At 41.7% G+C, this 24,291-nt stretch carries 20 protein-coding genes and 1 pseudogene; 14 read left to right on the plus strand and 7 right to left on the minus strand.

The window, feature by feature from the left end; genetic code table 11:
• Window positions 1-4: 4 nt before the first annotated feature.
• From O3646_RS05455 to pabB, 3 genes are all read right to left on the minus strand, one after another.
• Entirely contained in the window at window positions 5-913 is a 909-nt protein-coding gene (locus O3646_RS05455) for an ABC transporter ATP-binding protein (RefSeq protein WP_049471876.1), read from the minus strand.
• 395 nt (window positions 914-1,308) lie between these two features.
• Window positions 1,309-1,923 (minus strand): alpha/beta fold hydrolase, encoded by a 615-nt coding sequence (locus tag O3646_RS05460; protein WP_003008726.1) that lies wholly within the window; start codon window positions 1,921-1,923, stop codon window positions 1,309-1,311.
• Window positions 1,923-3,650, minus strand: a complete 1,728-nt coding sequence (gene pabB, locus O3646_RS05465) for an aminodeoxychorismate synthase component I (RefSeq protein ID WP_371610651.1) — start codon at window positions 3,648-3,650, stop codon at window positions 1,923-1,925. Before pabB ends, O3646_RS05460 begins: the two co-directional genes overlap by 1 nt.
• A gap of 118 nt (window positions 3,651-3,768) precedes the next feature.
• Here pabB and O3646_RS05470 point away from each other — a divergent pair, with 118 nt between their 5' ends.
• The 6 genes from O3646_RS05470 to O3646_RS05495 all read left to right on the plus strand — a co-directional run bounded on the left by O3646_RS05470 (window position 3,769) and on the right by O3646_RS05495 (window position 14,122).
• Window positions 3,769-4,824: an acyltransferase gene (locus tag O3646_RS05470; RefSeq protein WP_257738894.1), complete on the plus strand. Its 1,056-nt coding sequence runs from the start codon at window positions 3,769-3,771 to the stop codon at window positions 4,822-4,824.
• Between the two features lie 302 nt (window positions 4,825-5,126).
• Complete coding sequence (locus O3646_RS05475) at window positions 5,127-10,526, plus strand: Cna B-type domain-containing protein (RefSeq protein WP_371610652.1); 5,400 nt, start codon at window positions 5,127-5,129, stop codon at window positions 10,524-10,526.
• Between the two features lie 603 nt (window positions 10,527-11,129).
• Window positions 11,130-11,732, plus strand: coding sequence for a hypothetical protein (locus tag O3646_RS05480; protein WP_021153833.1), 603 nt, complete (start codon window positions 11,130-11,132; stop codon window positions 11,730-11,732).
• Window positions 11,732-12,523, plus strand: coding sequence for an energy-coupling factor transporter transmembrane component T (locus O3646_RS05485; RefSeq protein WP_193389732.1), 792 nt, complete (start codon window positions 11,732-11,734; stop codon window positions 12,521-12,523). The genes O3646_RS05480 and O3646_RS05485 overlap by 1 nt, the downstream gene beginning before the upstream one ends.
• Complete coding sequence (locus O3646_RS05490) at window positions 12,499-13,335, plus strand: ABC transporter ATP-binding protein (protein ID WP_247923625.1); 837 nt, start codon at window positions 12,499-12,501, stop codon at window positions 13,333-13,335. Before O3646_RS05485 ends, O3646_RS05490 begins: the two co-directional genes overlap by 25 nt.
• Window positions 13,322-14,122 (plus strand): energy-coupling factor ABC transporter ATP-binding protein, encoded by an 801-nt coding sequence (locus tag O3646_RS05495; RefSeq protein ID WP_014713856.1) that lies wholly within the window; start codon window positions 13,322-13,324, stop codon window positions 14,120-14,122. Before O3646_RS05490 ends, O3646_RS05495 begins: the two co-directional genes overlap by 14 nt.
• 224 nt (window positions 14,123-14,346) lie before the next feature.
• On the opposite strand, the gene O3646_RS05500 is transcribed toward O3646_RS05495, so the two are convergent.
• Window positions 14,347-14,508, minus strand: coding sequence for a hypothetical protein (locus tag O3646_RS05500; RefSeq protein WP_001062367.1), 162 nt, complete (start codon window positions 14,506-14,508; stop codon window positions 14,347-14,349).
• 224 nt (window positions 14,509-14,732) lie between these two features.
• On the opposite strand from O3646_RS05500, the gene O3646_RS05505 reads away from it, so the two are divergent.
• Complete coding sequence (locus O3646_RS05505) at window positions 14,733-15,671, plus strand: AEC family transporter (RefSeq protein WP_371605528.1); 939 nt, start codon at window positions 14,733-14,735, stop codon at window positions 15,669-15,671.
• Between the two features lie 48 nt (window positions 15,672-15,719).
• Here O3646_RS05505 and O3646_RS05510 read toward each other — a convergent pair whose 3' ends face one another.
• The 3 genes from O3646_RS05510 to O3646_RS05520 are packed head-to-tail and all read right to left on the minus strand — an operon-like array spanning window position 15,720 to window position 17,112.
• A complete protein-coding gene (locus O3646_RS05510; RefSeq protein WP_371605529.1) occupies window positions 15,720-16,052 on the minus strand; it encodes a glucuronide permease in 333 nt (110 codons plus the stop codon).
• Window positions 16,053-16,086: 34 nt separating this feature from the next.
• On the minus strand, window positions 16,087-16,557 hold the full coding sequence (locus tag O3646_RS05515; protein WP_371605530.1) for an HXXEE domain-containing protein: 471 nt from the start codon (window positions 16,555-16,557) through the stop codon (window positions 16,087-16,089).
• 15 nt (window positions 16,558-16,572) lie between these two features.
• Entirely contained in the window at window positions 16,573-17,112 is a 540-nt protein-coding gene (locus O3646_RS05520) for a TetR/AcrR family transcriptional regulator (protein WP_371605531.1), read from the minus strand.
• 132 nt (window positions 17,113-17,244) lie between these two features.
• Between O3646_RS05520 and O3646_RS05525 the strand changes: the two genes are divergently transcribed.
• The 7 genes and pseudogenes from O3646_RS05525 (at window position 17,245) to O3646_RS05555 (ending at window position 24,284) form a co-directional block, all read left to right on the plus strand.
• Window positions 17,245-18,150 carry a cation diffusion facilitator family transporter gene (locus O3646_RS05525; protein ID WP_371605532.1) on the plus strand — a complete coding sequence of 302 codons (906 nt, stop codon included), beginning with the start codon at window positions 17,245-17,247 and terminating at the stop codon, window positions 18,148-18,150.
• 78 nt (window positions 18,151-18,228) lie between these two features.
• Window positions 18,229-19,266 carry a zinc-binding dehydrogenase gene (locus O3646_RS05530; protein ID WP_371605533.1) on the plus strand — a complete coding sequence of 346 codons (1,038 nt, stop codon included), beginning with the start codon at window positions 18,229-18,231 and terminating at the stop codon, window positions 19,264-19,266.
• A 354-nt stretch (window positions 19,267-19,620) separates the two neighbouring features.
• Window positions 19,621-19,842: pseudogene (locus O3646_RS05535) on the plus strand (PTS transporter subunit EIIB); the annotation flags it as partial.
• A 190-nt stretch (window positions 19,843-20,032) separates the two neighbouring features.
• On the plus strand, window positions 20,033-21,469 hold the full coding sequence (locus tag O3646_RS05540) for a 6-phospho-beta-glucosidase (RefSeq protein WP_371605534.1): 1,437 nt from the start codon (window positions 20,033-20,035) through the stop codon (window positions 21,467-21,469).
• Between the two features lie 2 nt (window positions 21,470-21,471).
• Window positions 21,472-21,711 carry a SemiSWEET transporter gene (locus O3646_RS05545; RefSeq protein WP_049474115.1) on the plus strand — a complete coding sequence of 80 codons (240 nt, stop codon included), beginning with the start codon at window positions 21,472-21,474 and terminating at the stop codon, window positions 21,709-21,711.
• Between the two features lie 130 nt (window positions 21,712-21,841).
• On the plus strand, window positions 21,842-22,156 hold the full coding sequence (locus O3646_RS05550; RefSeq protein ID WP_049474114.1) for a PTS cellobiose transporter subunit IIB: 315 nt from the start codon (window positions 21,842-21,844) through the stop codon (window positions 22,154-22,156).
• A gap of 151 nt (window positions 22,157-22,307) precedes the next feature.
• Window positions 22,308-24,284, plus strand: a complete 1,977-nt coding sequence (locus O3646_RS05555) for a transcription antiterminator (RefSeq protein ID WP_371605535.1) — start codon at window positions 22,308-22,310, stop codon at window positions 24,282-24,284.
• Window positions 24,285-24,291 lie beyond the last annotated feature (7 nt).

Here is a 24,291-nt window from a genome sequence, read left to right on the forward strand (position 1 = left end):
TGGACTAGTCTACCAAGTCCGTAAAGAATTTTTCCAGATCTTGGCGGGCATAGTAGATTTCGTCCACGTCAATATCGGCTTGAACGAGGGCTTTGACAATGACTTTAATATCGTGAGTCTGTCCGAAGATATGGATTTCTCCATCCTTATCGATGACCTTGATGCGGTGATGGAGTTGATCCTGGATCAGTTGACTCGCAAGGGCTAGCTGACTTGTCTTGAGGATGATGTAGTCTTCTCCTTGTTCTTCGAATTCAGCCTTGCTAATTTCTTTGATCAGGCGTCCTTGGTCGACAATGCCAAAGCGATTGGCAACCAGATAGAGTTCGGAGAGGATGTGACTGGAAATGAGGATGGTCATGCCGAGTTCATCATTGAGGCGTTTGATCATCTGACGGAATTCCTTGATTCCGACTGGATCAAGGCCATTGATGGGTTCGTCCAGAATAAGGAAATCTGGCTTAGCAATGAGAGCAATCGCAATTCCCAACCGTTGTTTCATCCCGAGTGAAAAATCACGGAATTTCTTCTTACCCGTATTATTCAGGCCAACATAGTTCAAGGTTTCTTTGATGACCTGGTCGGGATTGGGAATATGGCGAGCCTTGCAATAGTAGACCAGGTTTTGATAGGCGGTCATATGCTTGTGAGCCACGGGACTTTCAATGACAGATCCAACCCGTTTCAAGGCTTGGGTCCACTGGGAGCGATTTGTAGAAGCAAAGAGAGAGACGCTTCCGTCAGTTTCCTGAATTAGTTGGGTGATGACCTTGATGAGGGTGGTTTTCCCAGCCCCGTTCTTACCGATGAGTCCGTAGACGTCGCCTTTGCGAATGGTGAGATTCACATCATTTAAGGCGTATTGTTGACCGAACTTTTTACTCAAATGGGAAATTTCTAATACTTTTTCCATGGTTTTCTCCTTCGTCCAAATGACTAGTTGTTTTCTTTACACTCTTAGTATACAGCTTGCTTTTCAAATAACTATCAAGCAATTCTCAAATATTTCTAAAAAATTGCGGTAAAGACTTCTTATAAAATAAAAATGTTGAATAGGTGACTCTACAAAGAAATAAAAAGAATTTCTAATGTTGAAATTCAATCCAAAATATATTAAAACTTTCCGCTGTGAGAAAAGTGCTAGAAACGATCATGTTTCTAGCACTCGGGAGTTTTGGAACCTTAGGTCCAAAACTAAGTCATGGAACTTCTTTGAAGTTCGCTGACGTCCGTCCTCACCTAAGGAAAGTTTTAAAAATGACTTTATATATATTAAGAGCAACTGTTCTAAAAGTTAGCCTCTTCATTTTAAAACCCAGCGACAAACTCCTTGATGGCTTGCGCGAGTTCATAGGGTTTCTCGGTATTGAGTAGATGACCTCCGTCTGCGATTTCTTGATAGCGGCCTTTTGGCAGGAGCTTGGCCAATTTTTTAGAAGAAGATTGATTGGCCCAATCTTTGCTACCACAAATCACCAAGCTAGGAAGAGGGCAAACTTTAACGGTATCGGTTAAATTGAGCCCTTTTAATTCCGTCAAGATTTGAAGCATCTGTTGTTTATTGGCATCTTGTTTTTCAAAGACATGCTTGGGAAGTAGACGAAAAAGGAGAATCTGGAGCCGATAGAGGGGATTGGTGTTGAGTTTGTATTGTGTTCCTGCAAGGACCAAGCCCTTGAGTTGCGGGAAGTCTTGTCTGGAGAGATCAAGAGCGAGCACGCCACCTAGTGAGAGTCCTACCAGAATAAAGGGTTCGCTTTCTTGCTGGAGGCGCTCCATCAACCTTTCTTTGACTTCCTGATAGCTTTCTTTTGGATGGGAGAAAATATCAAAAGTTTTGGAGTGCAAGGGTGAAAGTGCAAATTGGACTCCTTGCCAAGAGAGGACATCCTGCCCTAGTCCATGTAAAAAAATAAGTTTCATCAGGAATCCTTTCTTTGAAAATTGAGTTCGTAGAGACCACGAAGAGCATTGCAGGCATAAATACGATCAGCGTCTGTTAAATCGTTCAGAGTTAAGAGTTTTTCTTCCACCTGCTGGGTCTCAAGAAGATGGCGCCGATAAATGCCATCGAGTAAGGGGAGGTGAGCTGGTGGGGTATAGAGTTGTCCCTCTATCTCCAGCACCAGATTGCCAATCGTCGTCTCTAGTAAGGTTCCATCTGGCAGATGGAAAATTTGCTCGTGATCTGACTGGCTGAGATGGTCTCTCTGACTCGTTTTGAAATAAGTAAATGGCGTCGCTAAATCAAGCTTTTGCTCGGTCAGTTGGGCCTGTAGATAGCTAGCGGGCAAGTCTGTCAGCTCCGTGATTACTAGGTGGAAGGTACCGTTTTTTTGCAAGGCAATCCGACAACGATAGTCAAGGTTGGACTCCAAATGAGCAAGCTCTTCTTGAAGTTCTTTCAGGAGTTTTTGCTCATCATAAGGATAGGCAAAGTAGCGACTAGCCTCTCTCAAACGGGTTAGGTGTTGCTCCAGGAAAGTCAACTCTCCTTGGTGGATGTGGCCAGTCGTTAGGAGCTCAAAGCGAGGCTCTTGCCGGTAAAGAACAGCCGATTTTTGCTTGGTTTCCTGGTATTCACTTTCCCACTTACTGTCCCAAGTTATGCCTCCTCCTACGCCATAGATGGCTTGATTTCCTTGCATTTGAAGGGTCCGGATGGCTACATTAAAAATCCGTTTCCCTTTTGGAAGAAGGATGCCGATCGTACCACAGTAGACACCTCGAGGAGCCTTCTCTGTCTTGTGGATGATTTCCATAGTGGAGATCTTCGGTGCTCCTGTAATCGAGCCACAAGGAAAGAGAGCTCGGAAGGTTTGGACCAGGTCGACCTCAGCTCGCAAGCGACTTTCAATAGTCGAGGTCATCTGCCAAACGGTGGAGTATTGCTCGACTTGGCAAAGACGGGTCACCTGCTCACTTCCAATCTCCGAAATCCGGTTCATGTCATTGCGGAGGAGATCCACGATCATCATGTTTTCTGCTCGATTTTTTGGATCGGCTTCTAGCCAAGCAGCTTCTTGAAGATCTGCTTGGTTGGTGAGACCACGGTGCGTCGTTCCCTTCATAGGGCGCGTGGTCAGTAGTCGGTCGTCTTGCTCAAAAAAGAGCTCAGGACTGATGGAGAGGATGGAGACATCATCGTGCTGGATGAAGGCATTGTAATGGGCCTTTTGCTCAACCACTAAGCGGTTGTAGATAGCCAAAGGGTCAGACTTTAGCTCTTGAGAAAGCTGGACGGTGTAGTTGACCTGGTAGGTATCTCCCTGGCGGATATGGTGATGGATGGTCTCGATGGCTTCTTGATAAGCAGGTGCCTCTACCTCTTCCTTCCAATTGGCTGGAAGATCCACAGCTTCATAGTGCTCTGGGAAAGGAAGGGTTTCGACCTCCTCGTGGATAGTAAAATAGAGGAGATACTCTCCCATAAGAGGTGCTGGATGGACAGCAAACTTCTTCTCAAAAGCAGGAGCAGCCTCATAGCTGACATAGCCAACCGCATAAAAGCCTTGCTCCTGGTATGCTTCGACTTCTCTAAGAAGAGCCTCTACCTGGTCGAGGTTTCTAGTTTTTAATTCCTTTATGGGCTTGGTGAAAAGGTGTCGCAATCCAAGCTCTTTAAAATCAATAATGGTTTGTTTATGCATGCTTTGAGTATATCAAAAATAGAGGAAAAAAGGTAGATAAGGATGTAAGATTCCTTGCTTGGCCTTCCCTTTCATGCTAAAATAACCATAGAAACTGCTTTGGGCAAGGAGTAGGACTATGCAAAAGAATCCCCTCTATAACACCTCTAGTATCAGCTTTTTTCAATACCTCTTTGCGATTGCAGTGATTTTGGTGCATAGTGGTCGCTTGACCTCCTATGAGCCACTGCATTTTGGTCTCAAGAGTATGCTTGGCCGGCTAGCAGTGCCATTTTTTATCGTCTGTGCCAGCTTTTTCCTCAAGCAATCACTAGGGAATTCTAAGAAAATGAAGACCTATCTGGCCAAAATCGTAAAAACCTATTTGTTTTGGAGTTTTGTTTACCTTCCTTATGCCTGGCTCTTTTTCTCTAGTCTCCATCTTCCTATCTATCTTTTTCCAGCAGGTGTTCTCATTGCACTGATCTATCTGGGGATGTGCTACCAACTCTGGTATATCCCAGCCTTTTTGCTGGGTTTGTTTTTGGTCAATCAATTGGTCAAACACCTAGGTATGGTTTGGACGGGGGTGATCACCTTTCTTCTTTACTGCTGGGGCTTGATCGAGACCTATTCGGCTTATCTGGACACCACAAGTCTTCTCAAAGGTTACCAGCTCTACAGCAATTTATTTTTTACAGCGCGAAATGGTCTCTTTTACACGCCCATTTTTATTTATATGGGTTATTATCTGTATGACCATTTTCATGCACAAACTTTTAGAATTCACCGTTGGCAAAAGCTAGCTCTTGCCTTTGGATTGCTCTGTCTAGAAGGGATCATTATTTTTCAACACGAAGGAATTGATAAGAACTTTTTCTTTCTTCTTCCTTTTGTGACCGTTTATTTTGTCAATGCCTGCCTGCGATCGTCCTTTTTGAAAAGCTATAATTTACAGTATTTAAAGCAAATGAGTATAGCTCTTTACTTTTCGCATCCGATCTTTATCGAGTGGGCTCGCTATGGCTTTAGCAACCTCCCTCTCTCTTATCCAGACAGGGGCAAGCTGATTTTTGTGACTGCCTTGTTTGGTAGTCACCTTTTTGGACTAGCTATGCTGTGGGTACGAGAGAGAAGGGAAAAACAAAAGATTCCTTCAAATGGTGAAGAGTTAGATAAAATAATCAACCAATAGTAGGGTGTACAAAACTCAAGCAGATGTGTTTGAGTTTTTTTGTATGAAGAAAATCAAGGAAGAATAAGAATTGGCAGACTGCTCCTCCTTGTTTATAAATGTTTTATTTTCTTGCCCTTGGATAGAAGAAAGGGGAAATCAGTACCAGATAGTGATTTATAATATAGACATCATTGCAAATAATGTCTATATTATTGAATAGTGATGATTTAATTTGAAAAGCAAAGGATATTTTAAAAAATAAGTGATAAAATTAAAGGGAGGGCCTTTTGTAAGGCTAACAAAAGTAAAGGAGATAAGACATGAAAAAGCTTCGTTCATTATGGAAAGACTTTTTGAAAAAAGGTTTTGCCATTTTAACAATTTTCATGATGCTAGGCCAGCTTGGTCAAGGGGCGATCACAGCCTTTGCCAATGAGCTAGCAGTCGGGGATAATGGGGCCTTGGATGTTACCCTTATGTATGGGGATAAACAGAACCATCCAGATGGGATGTCCTATTACACAGGGGATACCATGTCTGGTTATATCCAGATCACCCCTAAGAATTTGACAACGGATATTAATGAAGTAACGGTGACCTTGAAGGTTCCTGGAAAGTACTTACGAGAAGTTAGTTTCCCTGACTTCAATAGTGCTTCAGAGCATGACAAACCAACGGTTACAAAAGTTGGAGATGATTATCAAGTCACACTTCACTTTAACAATTACCAAAAGTCAGAGGTCCTGACTTTACCATTTATTGGAAAATTTAAAGTCGGTTATGCACCGACCAATTATTCATTGGATATTACGGGTACCTTGAATATCAATGGTCAAGAAGCAAAACTCAATGATATCATTTGGAAACCCAAGTACAATGACTATCGCTTAACCAAGTATATCAACCAAAACTTGAACGAAGCCATGTCCAAGGACTATGCGGAAGCCATGCCTGGTGTTGTCAAAGGGGCTGACGGAAAAAATTATATTGAAACCCCATCATCTGTTCCATTTGCATTTCAATTGGAGGGAATGCAAGGACAGTATGGGGGACAATATCGTCAATTAGAATCAGTAACGCTTACCGATAAGTTGCCAACCTATACAGATAAAAATGGCAATACCCGGACAGCAGTTTTAGATACAGCTAAGTCTGAAGGTTGGGTAGATAATGGAGATGGCACCGTTTCTAAGACGTTTACAGCAGATGCAAACGGTAATCCAGCAGCTTATCACCAAGAATTCATGGCAAAAATCAAGAATACAAGTTACCTTTACTTGAAGTTTCCTGATTTAGTTTTGGAAAAGGACCAGACTCTCAAAGACGTCCTTAGTAAGGATTTGACAAACTCAGGAAGTATTGTGGGAATTCCTGCCAATCGTGGAGAGGGAGAACCGGATATTACAGCTGAAGATTCTCTTATTTTCCGCTTGACCTCTCGTGACCTGGAAGGGGCTGGAAGTTTTGCCAAAAAAGCAGATGGTGATGTCTATGATTCAACTGAATACAAGGCAGCAAACTATAAATGGATCATCGCTTTTGATAATAAAACTCCTTCGACACAAAAGAATTTTGTTTTCTATGATGAGACAGTGGACTCTCGGTTAAAATTCACCAAGATTGATTACGCTCGTCTTATGCAAGGAAATTACGGTATTGGTGAGTATATTAGCAAATATGTGAAACGCATCATCCTTACTTTAGAAGATGGTAGTCAAAAAGAAGTTCAGCCAGAAACCGATAAAGACGGCAATGGTTTTATCGACTTAACCAAGTATGGAACCGTTGTCGGTTGGCGGATGGAAATGAAGGATGATTTTGTCCTAAAATCTGGTCAAGGAATTCGCTTCAATACCTATACAAGCTTCAAAGATCCAGAGAAGACTCGTTACGATGAAAATGATGCGACCAAGAATGAATTCAAGAATACAGGTCGTGTCACTTATCAAACACAATCAAACCTTGCTAAAGACCAAACATCAGATTGGACCTTTAAGCTGATTCCTTTGAAGGAAAGCTTTGAGATTTCAAAAACGACAGATTACAATGATGTTCGTTATACTGATGGAGAAAATATTCGTTTTGGTTTGATGGCAACCAAAGTGGTCTTGGATCCTGATAAGGATTATGGAGACCTGCGAATCATTGATCTGTATGATCCAAATACCCTTAAAGTCGACTATAAAGATTTTGAAAGAAACCTTGCCTCTAATGAAAAAGGTATGAAATTCTTAAAGAGCTACGATGTCATTGAAAACTACCACAATTCTGGACGGACAGCTCTCATCATGCATTTGGATCAAAAAGAGTTTATTAAGGCTTCTCTTCAAGATCTTAATCGCGTGCGTCTACCATTTATCGTGGCCGATCTGAAAGGGAAAGACGATGGTGGGACCTTCACCAATAAGGTTTATGTCGCTGGAAATGGGATCCACGATCTTGAAAATGCCAACCCTGATCGGGTCACGGAAGATGTGTATGATCTGAACGGAAATGGTTCAACAACGGATAAAATTCCATATGCTCAATCAAACTATACGATTGTTGCTGCTGAAGGAATCTATGCACGCAAATATATCGCTAAAAATGATGACCTGTCAGACGCTTCGATTGTGACACGTACCTTCAAACCAGGTGAAACCTTTAACTACAAACTCACCATTAAAAATAATACGGATAAGGCAGTAGAAGACGGAGTCGTCTATGATGTCCTGCCAAAAGTAAAAGACGTTAACACACTAGACGGATCTGGTCGGATGACAGAATACACGGTCAGCCTTCGTGGACCTATAGCTGCCCCTGAAGGTTGGACAGTCTACTACACGACAGATCCTAGTGTCACAAGTGACACCATGGAGCAGGCTGCAGATAAGGATATCTGGACGACAGCTGTAGCAGATTACAGTCAAGTGACGGGTATCAAGTTTGTGGCGGATAAAGGAACGACTATCCCAGCCCGTAGTGAAGCAAACTTTGGTGTCCCAGTCGTCAACCCAACGGAGTTGACCAAAGATGTCAAAGACTTGATGCAAAAACGTACCAAAGATAACGAAGACAACGGTGGACGTTCAGGAGTGGTCCAAGCCCATAACCAATTTGGATACAAGGCCAAAGGCCACGAAGGAAACCGTGAGTCCAATACCGTAACAGCACAAATCTTCTCAGCAGCTTTCCAAGTCAAGAAAGTCGATAAGGACAATCCGAAGAAAGTCCTTGAAGGTGCTGAATTTACCTTAACAGATGCAAATGGAGCTGTTGTTGCGACGGCAACTTCTGATAAGAATGGAGAACTTTCCTTTAACACCTTAACAGAAGGAAACTATACGCTCAAAGAAACCAAAGCACCTGCAAATTACAAGTTGGACGAAACAGATCATGTAGTGGTTGTGACCTATGATGCAGACAAGCAAATCTACCACGTCACGGTGGATGGAAAAGCTGTCGGCTCAAAAGCTCTTCCTCTAGAAATCGCGAATGAAGCAGATATCAAGTATATCGATCTTGAAGCTTCAAAAGTTTGGGATGACCAAGACAACCAAGAAGGGCTTCGCCCAGAAAGTGTCGAATTCCAACTCTATAAGAATGGAAAAGCGCAAGGAAAACCAGTCACGGTCTCAGCTGCAACAGACTGGAAAGCTCACTTTACGAACCTTCCAGATAAAGACAGCAATGGCAAGCTCAATACCTATACGGTCAAAGAAGTGAAAGTACCGACTCATTATACGGTTGATACAGAAGAAGCCAGCTTCACAGATGGAAAAGCCACCATCACCAACAAGCGCACTCCTGAGACCACGACGGTAACAGTCAAGAAAGTCTGGGATGATGCTCAAAACCAAGATGGTCTTCGCCCATCTACCATCAAAGTTCACCTCTTGGCAAATGGAACAGAGGTGCAAGCTCTTGATCTGACTGGTGAAGGAGATGAATGGACTCATACCTTCACAGACCTACCCGTCTATAAAGATGGTCAAAAAGTTGTCTACACAGTGACGGAAGACAAAGTGGACAATTACACTACTAAGATTGATGGAACTACGATTACCAATACTTACAAACCAGGTAAGACAAGCCTTACTGTTACGAAAAACTGGAAGGATGCCAATAACCAAGATGGCCTTCGTCCAAAAACAATCAAGGTTCAATTGTATGCTGGTGATCAAAAGGTTGGTAAGGCGGTTGAATTGTCAGCAGATAACAAATGGACCCATACCTTCTCAAACCTAGACGAGAAGAAAGCTGGCCAAGTTATCAACTATACAGTCAAAGAAATCGATGTTCCAGAAGGCTATACACAAGCCGTTGAAGCAAGCAACCCAGGTCAAGTAGTCGTGACCAACACGCACGAACCAGAAAAGACCAAAGTAGAAGTGAGCAAGAAGTGGGAAGATGGAGACGACCAAGATGGTCTCCGTCCAGCCAGCATTCAAGTTCAATTATACAAAGATGGCCTTGCAACGGATCAAGTGGTAGAACTTTCAGCCGCGAATGACTGGAAAGGTGCATTTGAAAACCTTGATGCCAAGGCAGCTGGAAAAGCAATCACTTACACGGTGAAAGAAGTCGCTGTTCCAGATGGTTACAAGGTGACGGTAAATGATAAGGACAAGGCCAATGTTGTCTTGACCAATACGCATGAACCAGCTTTGACAGAGATGAAAGTTACGAAGAAATGGGAAGATGCCAATGACCAAGATGGTCTTCGTCCAAAATCCATTAAGGTTCAACTCTATGCTGGTGATGAAAAAGTAGGAGATCCAGTGGAGTTGTCAGCGGACAATCAGTGGACTCATACCTTTAGTAAATTAGCTGAAAAGAAAGCCGGTCAAGCTATCAGCTACCGTGTGGAAGAAGTCTCTGTTCCTGAAGGCTACCAAGTATCTGCTGATACTTCTGACGCTGCTCACACGATCTTGACCAATACGCATACGCCTGCGGTGATCGATATTCCAGTGACCAAGATTTGGAATGACCAAGACAATCAAGATGGTCTTCGTCCAGCAAGTATCGTTGTGAATCTTCTTGCCAATGGTGAAAAAGTTGCTCAAAAAGAACTCACGAATGCGACAGATTGGAAAGAAAGCTTCACAGCTCTACCAAAATTCAAGGATGGAAAAGAAATCGTCTATACCCTTCAAGAAGAGAAGGTAGCTGAATATACGACTACAATTGATCAGGCTGCTTATACCATTACCAATACCCATGCACCTGGTAAGACAAGCGTCACGGTCACTAAGAAGTGGGATGATGAGAATGACAAGGATGGAATTCGTCCGAAGAGTATTCGAGTTCAACTCTATGCCAATGATCAAAAAGTCGGTCAAGAAGTAGAATTGTCAGCTGAAAACAAGTGGACCCATACCTTTGCAGATTTAGATGAAAAAGCAAATGGAAACACCATCACTTATACAGTGAGAGAAGTCAGTGTTCCAAAGGGCTATGAAGCTCGTAATGACGAGGATCGTAAAGGAAATGTTGTGATTACTAACAAGCATGTTCCAAAAGAAACTCCAAAACAACCAACTCCTCCAAGTTCTTCTGAACCAAAGAAACCGGGTCAACCTGAACCTAAAAAACCAAGCCAACCAGAGCCGAAGAAACCAGGCAAGATCTTAGGATTCTTACCAAATACAGGTACGACCATCTCTATTATTAGCTTAGTTTTAGCCTTTGTCTTGGCAAGCATTGCAGCTTATATTTTGAAGAAAAAGAAAAAATAAGCTAGTGCTTCCTTTATAAAATGAAACAAACACCAGAGATGGTGTTTGTTCATATTAAAGACAAAGTCATCTTAGAAACTTTCCATAGGTGAGTGCGGACGTCAGCGAACTTCGAAGAAGTTCCATGACTAATTATTGAGCCTAAGGTCTCAATAATTCCGAGTGCTAGAAACATTATTGTTTCTAGCACTTTTCTCACAGAGGAAAGTTTCAGAAGATGGTCGAATAACACTAATAAATAAAACTTTAAAGAAGTTATTAGATTTATATAAAAGAACAGTTTTTCTCTGTTCACAACAAACACCAGAAATGGTGTTTGTTTTTTTATAGTGGCCTCTTATAATTGTCTTGCGATCATTCTCATGGGCGCTCGCTCTATTTTTCAATTCCCGAACGTTTTCAAGAAAACTTCAGAAAATTCTTGACTTCTGATGAAATAGGCGTATGATTAGTTGTGAACTGTTGAACAATCCTTTTCAAGAGAAACCCTGATGTCGGCTAAGGGATCTGTGAAAGGTGAAGCGGTTCAAATCAAAAATCTATAGAGCGTTGCGTCCGAAAGTCTAAACAGACACGGCTCTTTAAAAACAAAAGGAGAAGATTATGAAAACAGAACCGATTCATCGTACCAGTATGTGGAAATTTAAGTTAAGTGCTGCCACCATGACTTTGATTCCCGCTGCCGTGGGGATTAACTATGTTGCTAAAGCCTTGGCGGAGGGGTTAAAGTTGCCCGTTTGGCTGGGGTCTTTGGGAACCTTTCTTGCCAGCATGTTGGCTGGGCCGGTTGCCGGTGCCATCAGTGGTTTCATCAACAACGTGATCTATGGGCTGACCTTATCGCCAATTTCAACCGTGTATGCGATTACCAGCATCGGAATTGGGATTGCTGTCGGAGTTTTGCACGCCAATGGGTGGTTCTCGTCAGCGCGACGAGTATTTGTTTCTGCTATTATTATTGCCATCGTTTCAGCTGTCATTTCAACGCCACTCAACGTCATCTTTTGGGGTGGTCAGACCGGTATCGCTTGGGGTGACTCATTGTTTGCGGTAATGGTCGCCAATCATGCACCAGTGTGGCTGGCCTCATTTACCGATGAGTTTGTCTTGGATATTTTGGATAAAGTCTGCGTGGCCTACCTGGCATTCTTCATCTATCGTCAGCTGCCGAAGCGGATGGTGCACTTCTTTAGCGGTGATAAATGATGACTGATCAAACATTGATTTCTGGAGCGCCACGGGTCAAGCTCAAGTGGTACCAGGTGATCGATCCGATTACTAAGCTCTTGTTCATCTTGGACATGACGTTGTTGAGCTTTGCCAGTATGAATTTATTGCTTCAGGTCGGATTAATTCTTGTCGCAACACTGCTATTGTTATTTTCCAAATTGAGTTCTACCACCTTTAAGGCGCTAGGATTCAGCCTGTTTCTGATTTGCACTATGCTGATCATCCAAGGGTTATTTTACAGTCGGAATCAAACTGTGCTGTTTTCTGTGCTTGGGGTATCGTTCTACAAAGAAGGCCTGATTTACGCCACCACTCTGGGTTGTCGAGTATTGGTGATTATTTTGACCAGTGGCTTTTTTATGGTGACCACGAGTATTTCAGAAAACGCGGCCTATTTGGAACTGTCCGGATTGTCTTATAAAACCGTCTACGTTCTGATGTCGGTGTGTTATATTTTGCCGGAAATGATGCGCAATATGCGGAAAATCCAGCAGGCGCAAAAAGTTCGCGGAACCAATCCGCAAAAAACGTTGATTCAGAAATTAAAGTCAGTCCTGCCGGTTCTAATTCCATTGGTGATTAAGACCTTGGATCAATCGATGGCGCGATCGATTTCTCTCCAACTGAGAGGTTTTGATAATCCGAACCGGACTGTCAGAACCTCCCAGCGCGTGTATCGCCTGTCGCGGACGCTGCACATTGGTCTGACTGGATTGGCAATTTTATTGATTGGGTGGAAGATATGGACGAAGATAAACGGATTGTAATTGAAAATTTGACCACCCGTTATCCGGGTACTGAGCAACCACAACTGCGTCAGATTAACGCGGAGGTTCATACCGGCCAGGTGGTTGGGATTATCGGGAATAGCCACTCCGGCAAATCGACTTTGTGCCGTGTGCTGGCAGGGGTCATTCCCAAAATGGTGTCTGCTGAGATTGAGGGCGACTGGCACATGTTTGGCCAGCGAGTGTCCGACAATTGGCCCGTTTATAATGCCATGAATGGAGTTGTACTGCAAAATCCAGCTGGCCAACTAAGCGGGTTGGCAGACACGGTTGCCGATGAAATCGCCTTTGACTTGATTAATCAGGGAATGGCTGAAGGACTGATTCAAAAACGGGTTGAAGAAGTTGCCACGCAAATGGGGCTGATTGAACAGCTGAATTTGCGTCCCGAGAGCCTTTCCGGTGGTCAGAGCCAGCGGTTGGCAATTGCCACGGCGATTGCGGCTAACCCGGCTGTTTTGATTATGGATGATCCGACCAGTCAGATGGATCCCCTTGGCCGCCGACAATTTTTCCAATGGCTGGCCCAAGTCAAAGAGACGACTGTCTTCATTGTCACCAGTGAAATTGACGATTTGTGCGAAGTCGCCGACGTTGTGTGGGTGCTGCACGAGGGTCAAATGGTAGCCCAGGGCAGGCCGGGTGAGGTGTTTAATCATTTGGCAGCTGACTGGCAGATTCCAGCCCCGACAATCCAGCAACTTGCTCAAAAAATGGATTGGCACTTGGCTGATGGCCGGTATCCGGTGAATGACGCTGAACTGAAGGAGGTTTTTTATGTCCACAATTGAACTGAACCACCTGACGTTCACTTATCCGGAACGGTCCTTTAGCTTGGATGTTGAAGACAAACACTTCGCCGATCCGATGGTGGCGATTGTCGGCCAAAATGGTGCCGGTAAATCAACGCTCTTCAAATTGTTGACGGGCTTGCTGACACCACAAACCGGTGTGATTAAGATCGATGGAGAAAATTTTAATGATCTTAAACCAGTCGAAAAGTTACTGAAGGTTGGGATTACTTTTCAGAATCCTGACGATCAGCTTTTCAACCCGACCGTTCAACGAGAGGTGGAGTGGAGTGTCGCGCAGGTCATGGATGACCACGACACGATTACGAGGCGGGCTTTAGCGGCTCTAAAAAGAGTTGGCTTGGATGATAAAACAGCTGAAAGTCCATATGACCTGTCATTGTCGGAACGCAAGCTGTTGAGCGTTGCCACAGTTTTGGCAGTGGATCCGGCGATTTATTTATTTGATGAGCCGATGATGTCGCTTGATTGGGAAAGTCGGCGCAAGTTGACCGCAATTTTCCATCAGTTGGCTGATTCGGGCCACCAAGTTGTGACCATCACCCATGACATGGATTGGGTCGCCGCCGAGTTTGAGTCGGTGTATGTTATGGAACACGGGAAGTTTGGCTTCGCCGGCAGTCCACGGGAATTGTTCAGCGATCACGAACTTGTCCAGCGAGTGGGATTACTACCACCGCGGATTATGGACATAGCGGAGTCGCTGGGTGATTCACAGACATATTTATCGGTTAATGATTATTGCCAGAAAAATCGAGATGTATAGAAAAAGTCACCTCTGCGGGTTTTCCAGGTTGAAGGATTAACTTCAGCTTCTGGCAAGAACTCACATGGGTGACTTTTGTGTTTAATAACGTTTCATGATCATCGGGTGCTTCCTCAGATCACTCGGTTTGGTTTTACTTTATTTCATGGTCATAATCATATACCATTTCTTTTGGATCTTTTGTTTGACTAATACAAAATAGGTCTTCATAGGTCTTCGCATTTTTAGCGCCCATTAGGATCATCAGTATAATTTTCTGAATTAGGAGACTGTCCCATCACTATTCGAACTTCGTCTCCCAACTTACGCTGTTCCCATTCATCCGTGAATCCTTTAAATCTCAATTCTGGAACTTTCTTTTTAACTGAATCATCTATTTTCGCCATAGTCCCCACCATTTTATTGGTTTTTCTTGATTTACCTTATCAACAGTCTAGTTGGTTGGTACCAATGGAGCAAGGCAGCTAAGAAGGGATATTAGTGGCAATTAATAAAATACATGAGGTTGGGCATATTGCTCCACCTCTTTTTATGATATACTAGAGTAGTTTTTGAGATTTGTAAAAAATGTGATTTTCTAGTTCAAATTTAAAAAAGAAAAGGGGAGAACATGGACATCTTTTTGAGGAGCATATCAGGGATCCTCGTCATCCTGGGCATGATTTTAGTGGGCTTTGTCATTGGTGAAAAAGGCTGGTTCGATGATAAGTCGCGTGGCCTACTCGCTAAATTGGTCACTCAAGTTGCTCTTCCCTGCTATATGCTCTACACCATCACGCAGCGCTTCACAGCAGCAGATCTACTTAAAATGTTGCCAGCCTTGCAGTTTCCTGCCCTGTCTATGGTTGTTTTGCTTGGCATCGCGACAGGAGTAGCCAGAATCTTTGCGGTGAGACAGGACCGTCGTGGCCTCTTTATTTCCATGTTTTTTAATTCCAATACGATTTTTGTGGGTCTTCCCATCAACCAGGCCCTCTTTGGGGATGACAGCATTCCCTATGTTTTGATCTATTACATGTGTAATACGACCTTTTTCTGGACCTTGGGAACCTATCTGATCCAGCGGGATGGTGAGGGAGAAGCTCAGTTTGATCTCAAAACCAGTCTGAAAAAAGTCTTTTCTCCGCCGCTGATGGGCTTTCTCTTGGGACTAGTCTTGGTGATGCTACAGATCAAGTTGCCAGCCTTTCTAGCCAGTGATTTACAGTACCTGGGCAATTTAACAACCCCTTTATCCATGATATTTATCGGTTTGTCAGTGTCTCATGTAGGTGTGAAGCAGTTGGTTCTGGGAAAAGATCAGCTATTGATTCTACTAGGTCGCTTCGTGGTTGCCCCTCTCTTGATGGCGACCATCGTCTACTGGGTGCCTCTTCCAAGCTTGATGAAGCAAGTCTTTATCATCCAGTCTGCCATGCCTGTGATGACCAATGCGCCAGTCGTTGCGAGACTCTACGGAGCTGATAGTGATTATGCAGCAGTCATGGTGACAGAAACAACCCTTGCAACCATGGTGGTGATCCCTATTCTCATGCTGTTGATGGCTTAACAAATAGCAAATACAAAAGCTCAAGTTTTTTTAAAACTTGAGCTTTTCTTATAACAAGGCTAACAAGATGGTGAGGACCAGAGCGATGCCCGTCCGAATCAGATGGTGGGCTGGGTGGAAGTTTCCTTTGTGTTTCCCATTCCAATAGGCCCCGTAGCAAATCAAACCACAGCCGATCAACCAAAGGACTAGAGAGACAATCGGTAAAAAGAAGTAGAGGGTGAGAGATAAGGTCGCAAGGCTACTTCCGATGAGGAGAAATGTATTTCCTAGAGTATGATTTCCCTTTTTAAATTCTGAAAGGGAGGCCAATAAGTGAAGAAGAACAAAAGCAAGGGCAAAGAGGGCTGTAAAAAAGCCGAGAAGAATGGGGAAGAACATAGGGTTTCCTTTCTAAGATATGATTGCCTGAGTACTATTTTTTATGACTGATTTTATGAAGAATCATAAATGATACTACAAGATTTAAAATAATAACCAATAAGGTAAAAAGAGAGTAACCATAAAGTTTAATTGGAAATTCATTTTTGAGATTGCAAAGAGCAAACAAACTCGTTAAAATGCCCGTCAACAATCCAGGCACATATTTTCGAATAACGACTGTCTGAATCAGATGTCCTAAGACATGGTAGATATAAGCGATTATGATGCTTGCGTAAATGCTATAGTTTTTAAACTGGTAACTAAGATATAGCGATGTCATTAGGATCAGAAATTGTTCCAAGACAATAAAGTTGAAAGCAAAAGGAGTGTAATAAGTTAGGATTCGATTGTTTGGATACTGGATTGATATTTTTTTGACAAAGGATGGCATCCAAACGATTTCTTCCAGTTCGTGAAGCATGAAGAGTGATGGAAATAGAAAGTAAAATTGCACGCTGGTCATTGAAAGTACTCCCTTCTAGTTCGAGCCCACTTTTAGAATCTCCAAATAAAATTGGATCACTTCTTGTTCGGTGTAGGACTTGCCTTTTTTCAACCACCAGCTGAGGGTTTCGATGAAATGGCTGACGACCAGGTGTTTGAGATAGGAGTGAGGAATGTTAGGGTACGATTGGATGAGTTCGTCGGCTACCATTGGGTAGACATCGTGTTCTAGTTCTTTTCGCAGTTGCCGTATAAAATAATCGTTTTTAGAGAGCAAGAGACTGGTCACATGATCTTGATTTTTCTTGAAATGCTGAAAGATATGAGCTAGATAGTCTTGTGGTGAGAGGTGTCCAGCACGCTCAAAGAGATGGTGAAAGAGCTTTTGACAGAGTTCATCTAGCAAGAGTTCCTTACTCTCGTAATGACTGTAAAAGGTCGAGCGCCCCACATCAGCAAGGTCTATGATTTCCTGAACCGTGATGGCTTCGTAGTCTTTTTGGTTGAGTAAGTGTAAGAAAGCCTGATAGATAGCTTTTCGAGTTTTGGTGATGCGACGATCCTGTGCTGTCATATGGACACTTCGAACAAACTGTTCAGTAACGGACACCCTAAACGGTTTGCCCCTATCCTTTCTGTTGTGAATGTTAGATAATGATAATGAACATGATGTTCATGAATCTATTATAACAAAGGAAATAGGATTATGAAGACAAAACATGCGGTCTGGATCGCTTTTTTCTTGAATTTGAGTTATGCCATTGTTGAGTTTATTGCAGGAGGGATTTTTGGATCCAGTGCGGTCCTTGCGGATTCGGTCCATGACTTGGGGGATGCGATCGCTATTGGGATCTCTGCCTTTTTGGAGAGTATTTCCAACCGTGAAGAAGACAGCCACTATACCTTGGGCTACAAGCGCTTTAGCCTTTTAGGGGCCATGGTAACGGCTGTGATTCTCATGACAGGGTCCGTTCTAGTTATTTTGGAAAATATAACGAAACTGGTTCATCCACAACCTGTCAACGATGAGGGCATTCTCTGGCTTGGAATCATAGCCGTCAGCATCAATGTGCTAGCGAGTCTCGTCATTCGCAAAGGACAAACCAAGAACGAATCCATTCTCAGCCTGCATTTTCTGGAAGATACCTTGGGTTGGGTGGCTGTTATCCTAATGGCCATTGTTCTACGATTTACCGACTGGTATATTCTGGATCCGCTCTTATCTCTTGCCATTTCCATCTTTATTCTGTCAAAAGCAATTCCACGTTTTTGGAGCACGCTCAAGATTTTCCTCGATGCCGTTCCAGAAGGAGTGGATATCCAGCAAGTCAAGAGTGATTTGGAGCAGTTGGAGCATGTGGCTAGTATCAATCAGCTTAATCTCTGGACCATGGATGGGCTGGAAAAGAACGCCATTGTCCATGTTTGTTTAGAGCATGTCAACCACATGGAGGTTTGTAAAGAAGCGATTCGTACCTTGCTCAAAGATTGTGGTTTTCAAAACGTCACCATTGAGGTTGATGAAGACCTGGCAACCCACCGAGCCCATAAACGCAAGATCGAAGAACTGGAAGTTGATCAAGGTCATGGGCATGATTATCACCACCATTAATGACGAGTTGGTATGAGCAGAAGCTCGATAAAAAGTGTATACTATAGATAAGTAAGCAATAGAAAGTAGGTTAATCCTATGAAGAAAACAGTCTATACAAAAGCTGGGCAAGTGGGTCTAGTAGAAGTAGAACGTCCACGCATCGAAGCACCGGATGATGTCATTCTCCGCATCGTTCGTACCTGTGTCTGTGGATCCGATCTATGGAGCTACCGCAATCCTGATATTGAAGCAGGTCATCAAAATAGTGGTCACGAAGCTATTGGTATCGTCGAAGAAATCGGAGAAGCCATTACAACGGTTAAACCAGGAGACTTTGTTATCGCGCCTTTCACCCATGGTTGTGGGGAGTGTGATGCCTGTCGTGCTGGTTATGATGGGACTTGTGACCGCCATATCGGCACCAACTGGTCTGACGGGGTGCAAGCAGAGTACATCCGTTTCCACTTTGCCAATTGGGCCCTTGTCAAAATTCCAGGGCAACCATCTGATTATACAGAAGCCATGCTCAAATCCTTCTTGACGCTGGCTGATGTCATGCCGACGGGCTACCATGCGGCGCGTGTTGCCAATGTGCAAAAGGGTGATAAGGTTGTCGTTATCGGTGACGGTGCTGTGGGTCAATGTGCTGTGATTGCAGCTAAGATGCGTGGTGCATCGCAAATCGTCCTTATGAGTCGCCACGAAGACCGTCAACAAATGGCTTTGGAGTCAGGTGCGACAGCTGTTGTGGCTGAGCGTGGTGAAGAAGGGATTGCCAAGGTTCGTGAAATCCTTGGAGGCGGAGCGGATGCCGCTCTTGAATGTGTCGGTACAGCGGCAGCTGTCGACCAAGCCCTTGGGGTCCTTCATAATGGTGGTCGCTTAGGCTTCGTGGGTGTCCCTCACTACAATAACCGTGCCCTTGGTTCGACCTTTGCGCAAAATATTTCCGTGGCAGGTGGAGCAGCCTCTGTTACCACCTATGACAAACAGTTTTTGCTCAAGGCCGTCCTTGATGGCGATATCAATCCAGGACGCGTCTTCACCCATAGCTATAGCTTGGACGAGATTGATCAAGCCTACAAAGACATGGACGAACGCAAGACCATTAAGGCTATGATTGTGATAGAGTAACGAAAAAGTCTAGTAGAATCGTTTCTGCTAGACTTTTAACTTGGTGTACATAAAATTTTTTAAAATCTTAAAAAGGCTATAAAACATTGATTTATCAAGGATGTTCATGAATAAAATGAGTAGAAGACAAATAAAAAATTAAAATAGTTTATAAAAGCGCTTGCATTTTAGAAATAATGTACTATACTAAATCCATGGATTGTTACTGGTCATGCAGGTAAAACCTAAGCATATACAAGATAGAAATCGCCCTCTTTGTGCGTGTTTTCTGTTTGGTATCTGTTTAGTTTTTTTGTTACCCATTTTCCGGGAATGGGAACAGACTGATGGCCTAAAAATAAAGGAGGCTCCATTATGGCTAAGGATTATACAGAATTAGCTCAAGATATTCTTGATCACGTCGGTGGACGTGATAATGTTACTAGTGTTAAACACTGTGTCACTCGTTTACGCTTCTCTCTTAAGGACGAGAGTAAAGCAGATACAGACTATCTCATGGAAAGAGATGGTATTGTGACAATTGTTCAGGCAGGTGGCCAATATCAGGTTTTTATATTTAATGATTTGAAACATATAGTATATCAGTGACTTTATTTGTACATTTATAAATGTAACCAATGAGTACTAATCATTGATTATTAGTTTCTGATTTACGTAATAGTTGCTTAGAATAGTCTTTTTTTCCGTTATATTATGGAAAAAGAGTACATTTTCATTGTTTATTGTAAAGCTTATAATAAAAGTATCAAAGCCAGGAGGAAAAAAGATGACTACTTTTAAAAATGGATTTTTGTGGGGCGGTGCTGTTGCAGCTCATCAACTTGAAGGAGGATGGCAAGAAGGTGGCAAGGGAATCAGTGTTGCTGATGTGATGACAGCTGGTCGCCATGGAGTTGCTCGTGAAATTACCCCAGGTGTTTTGGAAGGCAAATATTATCCAAACCATGAGGGAATAGATTTTTACCATCGTTACAAAGGAGATATAGCACTTTTTGCTGAAATGGGATTTAAATGTTTCCGAACATCGATTGCCTGGACACGTATTTTCCCAAAAGGTGATGAATTAGAGCCTAATGAACAAGGTTTGCAATTTTATGATGATCTTTTTGATGAGTGCTTGAAACATGGAATAGAGCCTGTAATTACTTTATCTCATTTTGAGATGCCTTATCATTTAGTTACGGAATATGGTGGATGGAAAAATCGAAAATTGATTGATTTCTTTGTTCGTTTTGCGGAAGTTGTATTCAAGCGTTATAAGGATAAAGTTAAATATTGGATGACGTTTAATGAAATCAATAATCAAGCCAATTACCAGGAAGATTTTGCACCATTTACGAACTCAGGCATTGTATATGAGGAGGGTGATAACCGAGAAGCTATCATGTATCAAGCAGCACACTATGAGTTAGTAGCCTCTGCTAAAACAGTAAAACTCGGTCATGAAATCAATCCGGATTTTCAGATTGGTTGTATGATTGCCATGTGCCCGATATATCCTGCAACTTGTAATCCTAAAGATGTTTTAATGGCTATGAAAGCTATGCAGAAGCGTTATTATTTTGCTGATGTGCATGTTTTTGGTAAATATCCTGAACACATTCTCAAGTATTGGCAACGTAAAGGAATTTCAGTTGATTTTACAGATCAAGATAAAGAGGATTTACTTGAAGGAACAGTAGACTATATTGGATTTAGCTACTATATGTCTTTTGCTATCGATTCTCATCGTGAGAATAACCCTTATTTCGATTATCTTGAAACAGAAGATTTGGTTAAAAATAATTATGTTCAGGCATCTGAGTGGGGGTGGCAAATTGACCCAGAGGGCTTACGTTATGCATTAAACTGGTTTACTGATCACTATCATTTACCACTCTTCATTGTTGAAAATGGTTTTGGTGCCATAGACCAAGTTGAAGCAGATGGCATGGTTCATGATGATTATCGAATTGATTACTTAGGTGCCCATATTCGTGAAATGAAAAAAGCTGTAGTTGAAGATGGCGTTGATTTAATGGGCTATACACCTTGGGGCTGTATTGACCTGGTTTCAGCTGGTACCGGTGAGATGAGGAAACGTTACGGATTTATCTATGTGGATAAAGATGATGATGGACAGGGAAGTTATGAACGCTCACCGAAAAAGTCATTTAATTGGTATAAAGAAGTTATTGCATCTAACGGTGCAACGGTAGAATAAATATGATTGGTAGCATTGCAGCAATTTTAACAACATTTGCTTTTTTGCCGCAAGTTGTGCGTGTAGTAAAAACAAAAGATACCGAATCAATTGCCTTAGGGATGTATATTATGCAGGTTATTGGCATTGCTTTATGGCTTGCTCATGGGCTTCATATTGGTGACTTACCTTTGATTTTGGCTAATAGTATTTCGTTTTTGCTATCTGGTACTATTTTGCTATATAAATTGAAGTATAAATAGTTTTTTTCCGTATCGATTAGGAAAAAATAAGAATGGTTATTGTAAGCGCTTTGATCTATAATAGAATTATAGATAACAAACTACTCAATCAAATATATAGATGATTGGAATTGAAATAAGGAGAAATGTTATGGCAAAAGCTTTAATTATTTGTGCGGCAGGAATGTCTTCATCACTTATGGCGAAGAAAACAACGGAATTTCTTAAAGGTAAAGGTCAAGATATTGAGGTAGATGCTATTAGTGCTACCGAAGGAGGAAAAGCTATTGCAACGGGAGGCTTTGATTTATATCTAGTTAGCCCTCAAACTAAAATGTATTTTAAGCAATTTGAAGAAGCAGGTCTCAGAGTAGGGAAACCGGTAGTACAAATACCTCCTCAAGCATATATTCCAATTCCAATGGGAATTGAAAAAATGGCTAATTTAATTCTTGAAAATATCTAGTTTTAAAATAGATTCAATATCTCCACATTAATGCGAGACAATTAATAAGAATTTAAAATTGATTTCGTATTTGAGACTTGTGAGTATTGTAAATCATTTAGGTGCGGATATATCCTATAAAAGAAGGTGAAAACATGAATTTTAGGAGGGTATGATTGTGTCAAACTCTAAAGAAAAAAGCATCCTTCAATTCTTGATAAGGCATAAGGAGCGTTTTGTTACAAGTAAGGAACTTGCAGAGCACATATCCTGTTCAGATAGAACTGTTCGTAATATCCTCAAGTTAATTGATCAGACAATGAATATTCAGGGTGTTAAGCTGATTTCAAAGCAAGGACAAGGATTCCAATTATTTTTTGAGAATCAAGAGGCATATCAAGAATTTCGGTTAACTTATGAACTTAGTGAAGTTTATTCAACAACCTCCATTTCAAAAAGTGATGATCGTTTATCTTTTATATTAAACAAATTGCTCTTTGAACAAGTCCCGGTTCTTTTTGATGATTTAGCTGATGAACTTTATGTTAGTCGTTCAACTTTATCTCATGATTTTAAAAAAATACGAAGAATGTTATCGGAGTATGATTTATCGATTGAGAGTAGAGCTAATAAGGGAGTATATGTTTCAGGAGAAGAAAGAGATAAACGACGCTTCATTATAAACTATTTTTTGGGTAATCAATTTTTTAAAACAATACACTGTCATGTTCAATCTAACTTTTTTGATCAAACACTATCATTAGAAGAAATAGCTAGAATTATTTTAGAAGAGTGTCATGATGCAAAACTCAAGTTATCAGATTTTGTTTTACAAAATTTGGTTGTTCATGTAGCACTAGCTATTGTGCGCATCAAATCTGGATTTGAGATAAAAAATTTATCTTGCCAGATGTCTAATAATGACACGGAAAGAAAAGTTGCTAAGAAAATACTCGCAAGGATAAGTGAGGTTTCAAATCAAGAATTTCCAGTTCAAGAAGTAGATTATATTACTTTGCATTTATTGGCTAAAAGCCAACTATCTCAAAAAACTCAAATGAAAATTTCTAAAGAGGAAATGAAAAGGTCTTTAGTCCAGACTTTTCAGGCTTTAGGCTTAGATGACATTTATCATTTCTCTTCGGATTTTCAACTTTTTGAGGGATTAATAACACATCTAATGACTTTACAAATTCGTTTGGATAGTCGAATTACTCTCAATAATCCTTTGGTAGATGAGGTTAAAAAGAATTATAGTGACATATTCTTTATGACTAAAGAAATCCTTGAGAATATGGGAACATTCTCTCAGGTGTCTATATCAGATGATGAAATAGCATATGTGAGTCTTCACTTTTTAGCTGCTATAGAGCGTCGGAAAGAAAATGATAAATTTTCTGTTCTTGCTATCTGTGCATCGGGATTCGGCGCTGCTCAAATGCTTAGAAATCGTTTGGAAGCAGAATTTGGTAATCGACTTGAAGTTGTTGACGTAATAGGATATTACGAGTTGAATCAAGAAAAAATCCAAGGCATTGACTTTATTGTATCCGCTGTAGATTTATCAAATCTCTATTTTCAGGTTCCGGTTTTTACGGTTAGCGTCTTCCTTAAAAATGATGAAATTGCTCAAATTCGAGAGGCGATGGATCAGATGCAGGTTTCGAATCATATGAAAAGCTCGCAGATTAACAGGGACGCTTCAGATGTAAAACAGTATTTTAGTAAAGATAATTTTCTAATATGGTTCAATCAAGATAAGAAAAGTTTACTTTCAAAAATGGCTGATGTTTTATCTGGAGGTGAATCGTATAATTTTAAAGATTCTTTACTACACGGTATTCAACAACGTGAGGAGTTAAGTTCGGTAGTTTTCTCTGAAAAGATTGCAGTTCCACATCCGATCCAGGCTTTAGGAACAAATGTAAAGATAGCGGTTGCTATTTGTAAAGATCCCTTGCTTTGGGATGATCAAAACTCAAATGTTCAACTCGTTTTTCTCTTATCGCCATCAATATATGGTAATGAAGGATTGACGGATGTGACTAAAAGAATTGTTTCGCTAACAGAGAAGGAGGACTTGCAAAATCAATTAATAGCTTGCGATAATTTTGAAGATTTTATGAAAATATTTGAGAACGTAACATAGGAGGTTC

The organism is Streptococcus sp. 27098_8_148, assembly GCF_041432105.1.
In the GTDB taxonomy this organism is placed as follows: Bacteria; Bacillota; Bacilli; order Lactobacillales; family Streptococcaceae; genus Streptococcus; species Streptococcus parasanguinis_AE.

Coding starts and splice junctions, on each gene's coding strand:
- O3646_RS05530 (WP_371605533.1), top strand. CDS start 18,229: ATGAAGAAAACAGTCTATACAAAAGCTGGGCAAGTGGGTCTAGTAGAA.
- O3646_RS05525 (WP_371605532.1), top strand. CDS start 17,245: ATGAAGACAAAACATGCGGTCTGGATCGCTTTTTTCTTGAATTTGAGT.
- O3646_RS05480 (WP_021153833.1), top strand. CDS start 11,130: ATGAAAACAGAACCGATTCATCGTACCAGTATGTGGAAATTTAAGTTA.
- O3646_RS05470 (WP_257738894.1), top strand. CDS start 3,769: ATGCAAAAGAATCCCCTCTATAACACCTCTAGTATCAGCTTTTTTCAA.
- O3646_RS05545 (WP_049474115.1), top strand. CDS start 21,472: ATGATTGGTAGCATTGCAGCAATTTTAACAACATTTGCTTTTTTGCCG.
- O3646_RS05495 (WP_014713856.1), top strand. CDS start 13,322: ATGTCCACAATTGAACTGAACCACCTGACGTTCACTTATCCGGAACGG.
- O3646_RS05455 (WP_049471876.1), bottom strand. CDS start 913: ATGGAAAAAGTATTAGAAATTTCCCATTTGAGTAAAAAGTTCGGTCAA.
- O3646_RS05500 (WP_001062367.1), bottom strand. CDS start 14,508: ATGGCGAAAATAGATGATTCAGTTAAAAAGAAAGTTCCAGAATTGAGA.
- O3646_RS05485 (WP_193389732.1), top strand. CDS start 11,732: ATGACTGATCAAACATTGATTTCTGGAGCGCCACGGGTCAAGCTCAAG.
- O3646_RS05505 (WP_371605528.1), top strand. CDS start 14,733: ATGGACATCTTTTTGAGGAGCATATCAGGGATCCTCGTCATCCTGGGC.
- O3646_RS05515 (WP_371605530.1), bottom strand. CDS start 16,557: ATGACCAGCGTGCAATTTTACTTTCTATTTCCATCACTCTTCATGCTT.
- pabB (WP_371610651.1), bottom strand. CDS start 3,650: ATGCATAAACAAACCATTATTGATTTTAAAGAGCTTGGATTGCGACAC.
- O3646_RS05460 (WP_003008726.1), bottom strand. CDS start 1,923: ATGAAACTTATTTTTTTACATGGACTAGGGCAGGATGTCCTCTCTTGG.
- O3646_RS05475 (WP_371610652.1), top strand. CDS start 5,127: ATGAAAAAGCTTCGTTCATTATGGAAAGACTTTTTGAAAAAAGGTTTT.
- O3646_RS05555 (WP_371605535.1), top strand. CDS start 22,308: ATGATTGTGTCAAACTCTAAAGAAAAAAGCATCCTTCAATTCTTGATA.
- O3646_RS05490 (WP_247923625.1), top strand. CDS start 12,499: ATGGACGAAGATAAACGGATTGTAATTGAAAATTTGACCACCCGTTAT.
- O3646_RS05550 (WP_049474114.1), top strand. CDS start 21,842: ATGGCAAAAGCTTTAATTATTTGTGCGGCAGGAATGTCTTCATCACTT.
- O3646_RS05540 (WP_371605534.1), top strand. CDS start 20,033: ATGACTACTTTTAAAAATGGATTTTTGTGGGGCGGTGCTGTTGCAGCT.
- O3646_RS05510 (WP_371605529.1), bottom strand. CDS start 16,052: ATGTTCTTCCCCATTCTTCTCGGCTTTTTTACAGCCCTCTTTGCCCTT.
- O3646_RS05520 (WP_371605531.1), bottom strand. CDS start 17,112: ATGACAGCACAGGATCGTCGCATCACCAAAACTCGAAAAGCTATCTAT.